Source organism: Mizugakiibacter sediminis (assembly GCF_000953855.2).
Classification (GTDB): Bacteria; Pseudomonadota; Gammaproteobacteria; order Xanthomonadales; family Rhodanobacteraceae; genus Mizugakiibacter; species Mizugakiibacter sediminis.
Map to the genome: position 1 here is coordinate 1 of NZ_DF970193.1, position 4233 is coordinate 4233.

Consider the following 4233-nt stretch of genomic DNA (forward strand, 5'->3'; position numbering starts at 1 on the left):
TGCCGCCGATGCAACGCGCCGCCGAGCCGCCGCCGGCATCCGCCCTGCCGCGCGGCGGCGCGCGCCGCTACCGCGTGTGCCGCGCCGCCGGCGTGCGCCTGGCGCTGCCGGTGAGCGAGATCGCCGAAGTGGCGCCGCTGCCCGCGCTGCTGCCGCCGCCGCCCGCGGCGCCGGCGTGGTACGCCGGACGCTGGCCGCACGACGGCCTGGAGATGACGGTGGTGCGCCTCGCCGCGGTGGTGGCGCCGGAACGCGCCGCGGGCGCCGACGCGGTGCTGGTGCGCCTCGGCGGCGGCTACTGGGCGCTGGCCTGCGAGGACGCCGGCGAGGAACGGCTGCTCGATGCCGCCGAGGTGCGCTGGCGCCAGGCCGCGGGCGCGCGGCCGTGGCTGGCCGGCACCGCGCTGGCGGCGCGCTGCGCGGTGCTGGACGTGGTCGGGCTGACCGGCATGCTGGCCACCGCGCTGGACGGCGACGAGGGAGACACGCACGGATGAACGCGATCGCGGAAGACATCGGCACGCGCTGGGTCAGCTTCGAGCTGGCCGCGCAGCGCTACGCGGTGGACGTGCGCTACGTGCAGGAAGTGATCCGCCCGGCCGAATGCACGCCGGTGCCGGGCGCGCCGCACGACGTGCTCGGCATCATCAACCTGCGCGGCGCGATCGTCGCCGTGCTGGACGGCCGCCGCCGCCTCGGCCTGCCCGGCAGCGCGGACGCCGCGCTGGCCGCCGGCAGCGCGCGCATCGTGATCTTCGACGCCGGCGGCGAGCCGGTGGGCGTGCTGGTCGACGCCATCAGCGACGTGTTGGAACTCTCCGACGCCGACATCGCCCCCGCGCCCTCCGGCCGCGCCGCCCGCGCCGAAGACCCCGTCACCGGCGTGCTGCGCCGCGGCGACGAATTCGTCGCCCTGCTCGACGCCCCGCGTCTGGTGCGCGCGAGCGCCGCGTAGGGCGGAATCCGCGCAGCCGCTTCCGCCGTCGGTCGATCCGCGTCGATCCGCGCAAATCCGTGTCCGGGAAGCTCATGATCGCCCGCACGCAGGCTCCTACGGGGGCGCGTCGCGGGAGCCTGCGCGCAGGCGACTTCTCTTAATTGCGCGTCAGGCGCAGCCGCCGCGGCAGCAGCGCGCTGGAGGGGCGGCCGACGTAGAAGCCCTGCGCGTAGTCGACGCCGTAGTGGCCGAGCAGTTCGAGCGTGCGCTGGTCGCCGACGAACTCGGCCACGGTCTGCTTGCCGAGCGCGCGCGCGATGTCGACCATCGAGCGCACCAGCACCTGGTCCATCGGGTCGTCGGCGAGGTTGCGGATGAAGGTGCCGTCGATCTTCAGCACGTCGACGCGCAGCTCCTTGAGATAGCTGTAGCTGGCGAAGCCGGCGCCGAAGTCGTCCAGCGCGAAGCGGCAGCCGAGCTGGCGCAACTGCGCCACCATCTCGCGCGTGGCCTCGACGTTGGCGATCGCCGCCGTCTCGGTGATCTCGAAGGTGATGCGCTCGGCGCGCACGCCGGTTTCGTCCAGCTTGCGGCAGATGAACGGCAGCAGGCGGTCGTCCTGGAAGGCGCGCCCGGACAGGTTGATGTTCAGCGCCAGCTGCGAGCGCACGCTGGAGATGCGCTGCAGGAAATCGATCGCCGCGCCGATCACCCAGCGGTCGATGTCGTGGATCAGGCCGGTGCGCTCGGCCACGGCGATGAACTCGCCGGGCGGCAACAGCTCGCCGTGCTCGCCGACCAGGCGCACCAGCGCCTCGTAATGGTCGACGGCGAGGTCGGCGATGCGCACCACCGGCTGGAACACCAGTTGAAAGCCGTTGCTGGCCAATGCCTGGCGCAGCAGCGCGCTGCAGTGCGCGTGCGCGCGCTGGTCGGCCAGCTCGCGGTCGTCGGCGCGATAGCGGTGCACCATGTTGCCGCCGCGCAGGCGCGCCACGTAGGCGGCGCGCTGCGCGCGGGCGAGGCTGCCCTCGGCGCCGGCCTGCGCGTCGACCGCGGCGACGCCGATGCTGGCGCTGACGCTCCAGTCCTCGCCGCCGGCGTCGAGGGCGAGCTGGGCGATGGCCTGGCGCAGCGCCTCGGCGCGCTCGAAGGTCTGCGCCGGAGTGCAGCCGTGCAGCAGCATGGCGAACTCGTCGCCCTCGAGCTGCGCGGCCAGGCCGTCGGCGCCGGCCTGCGCGCGCAGCAGCGCGGCCACTTCGTGCAGCAGCCGTTCGGCGCCGCGCTGGCCGAGCGCGCTGCGCAGGTGGCGGAAGCGGTCGAGGTTCAGCACCAGCAGGCCGATCGGCGCGGCGCCCGCGCCCACCGCCAGCACCGCCGCTTCCAGCGCCTGCTCGAAGCGCCGGCGCGAATACAGTCCGGTGAGGGTGTCGCGGCCCTCGCGGCGCAGCAGCAGGCCGCGCAGCCGCGAACGTTCCTGCGCGGCCGCCTGCAGCTCGATCTCGCGCCTGTGCCGCTCGCGCCGCTCGCGCCGCAGGCGCGCGGCGACGGAGACGCGCATGGCCAGTTCGACCTCGCGCAGCGGCCGCGGCAGCACGTCGGCGACGCCCTCCGGCAACACCGGCCGCGCGCCGCGCGCCGCCGCGGCCGGCAGCATCAGCAGCACCGGCGGCGGCTGCGGACGGGAGGCGAGGCGTTCGCAGAACTCGGCGGCGTCCATGTCGGCGAGCACCGTATCCAGCAGGATCACGTCGGTGTCGGCATCGAGCTGCGCCAGCGCTTCCGCGCCGCGCGCGGTGTGCCGCACCGCGGCGAAGCCGCAGCGGCGCAGCAGCGCGAGCAGCGGATCGTCCGCGCCGGCCGTTGCGGCGACGGCGAGCACGCGCGCGTCGGCGAGCACTTCCCAGGCGTGGATGCTGGCCGGCGGGCGCGGGGTCATGCCTCGCGCCCTTCGGCCGCGGCGTAGATCAGCGCCAGCACCGCGGCGACCGCGGCGTACAGCGCGGGCGGGATTTCCGCGTCCAGCTCGACGCGCGCCAGCAGCGCGGCCAGCGCGGGATCGCGGTGGCGCGGCACGCCGTGGCGTTCGGCCAGCGCCAGCATCGCCTCGACCAGCGCGCCGTCCGCCTTGGCGGTGACGCGCGGCGCGCCCTGGCCGGTGTAACGCAGCGCGACCGCGCGCGCGGCGGCGGGATCGCGGCTCATGCGGTGGCGTCCAGCAGGCCGCTGCGCGCGACCTCGGCCGGCTGCGGGCGGCCGTGGTGGCAGGCGAGGTGTTCGGCGATCAGGCCCTCGGCGCCGAGGCGCGCGGCCAGCGCCGGCAGGCCGGCGTCGAGGCGGCGCGCGGCGGCGACGTGCTCGGCCCACAGCGTCACGCCGACGCGCAGCGCCTGCACGCGCACTTCGCCGTGCACCGCGCCCAGCGCGGGCAGATCGACGGCGAAGGCGACGTTCCACACCGGCACCGGCGCGGCCGCCGCCGGATCGCGCGCATCGCGGTCGCGGCGGATGCGCAGCTGCAGCACGTCGGTGCCGCGTTCGCCGCGCACCGGCAGCTCGATCATCCAGGCCGGCGCCTGCGCGTCGGGATGCGCTTCCAGTTGCGCGATCTCCAGCCGCGCCAGCGCGCCGCGCGCGTGCGTGCTCATGCGGCCCAGCACCGTCTCCACCGGCGTGTCGGCGTCGTCGGGCGGGTCGATGCGCGCCTGCGCATTCAGCGGGCGCTGGCGCATCGGCGGCGGCGCATCGGCGGCGCGCGGCGCCGCCGGCTGCGGCGGCGCGTGGCGCGCCAGCGTCGCCGCCAGCCGCGCCAGCGCGGCCTTCCAGTCGCCGAGCAGGGGCGCCGCGGGCGTGCCGCTGCGGGCCTGCTGCAGCAGGCGGTGTTCGAGGAACAGTCCCGAATGCTGCACCACCTGGCGCAGGGACTCGGCGCCGACGACGTCGTCGGCGGTGGGGATCGCCGCCTCCAGCGCGGCCAGCGCGCTGCGCAGGTCCGGCGGCAGGTCGCGCGCCTGCGGGTGGCGGGCCAGGGCGACGAGGTCGCCCAGCATCGCCGGCAGGCCGAGCTGGCGCGGCAGCAGCCCGCGCAGCGAGGCGGTCAGCGCCGGCTCGGCGGTTTCCTCGACCACGTCCAGCACCACCGCCGGCTGCGTCGCGGCGACGCGCACGCGGAAGCTCGGCGGCAGGCGCGGGTCGGGCGGCGTCTCGGTCTCGACTTCGCGGCCGTCGACGTTCAACAGCAGGCGGCCGTCGCCGCCCTGGCCGACGACGCGCGCGGTGAGGATCGCGCCCACCCG

General features: G+C 76.5%; 5 protein-coding genes. 2 read left to right on the forward strand and 3 right to left on the reverse strand.

Annotated features, from left to right (window positions below; all coding sequences use genetic code 11):
* Both MBSD_RS07705 and MBSD_RS07710 read left to right on the forward strand, forming a co-directional pair.
* The coding region (locus tag MBSD_RS07705) for a chemotaxis protein CheW (RefSeq protein WP_187300582.1) at nucleotides 1-497 on the forward strand (497 nt) is incomplete at its 5' end.
* Nucleotides 494-955, forward strand: a complete 462-nt coding sequence (locus MBSD_RS07710) for a chemotaxis protein CheW (RefSeq protein ID WP_062536619.1) — start codon at nucleotides 494-496, stop codon at nucleotides 953-955. The genes MBSD_RS07705 and MBSD_RS07710, both read left to right, overlap by 4 nt.
* Nucleotides 956-1094: 139 nt before the next feature.
* Here MBSD_RS07710 and MBSD_RS07715 read toward each other — a convergent pair whose 3' ends face one another.
* The 3 genes from MBSD_RS07715 to fliK form a co-directional block, all read right to left on the reverse strand.
* A complete protein-coding gene (locus MBSD_RS07715) occupies nucleotides 1095-2876 on the reverse strand; it encodes a putative bifunctional diguanylate cyclase/phosphodiesterase (RefSeq protein WP_062536621.1) in 1782 nt (593 codons plus the stop codon).
* Entirely contained in the window at nucleotides 2873-3142 is a 270-nt protein-coding gene (locus MBSD_RS07720) for an EscU/YscU/HrcU family type III secretion system export apparatus switch protein (protein WP_062536624.1), read from the reverse strand. The genes MBSD_RS07715 and MBSD_RS07720 overlap by 4 nt, the downstream gene beginning before the upstream one ends.
* Nucleotides 3139-4233 (reverse strand): flagellar hook-length control protein FliK (gene fliK / locus MBSD_RS07725; protein WP_187300584.1); only part of this gene is annotated, 1095 nt, incomplete at its 5' end. The genes fliK and MBSD_RS07720, both read right to left, overlap by 4 nt.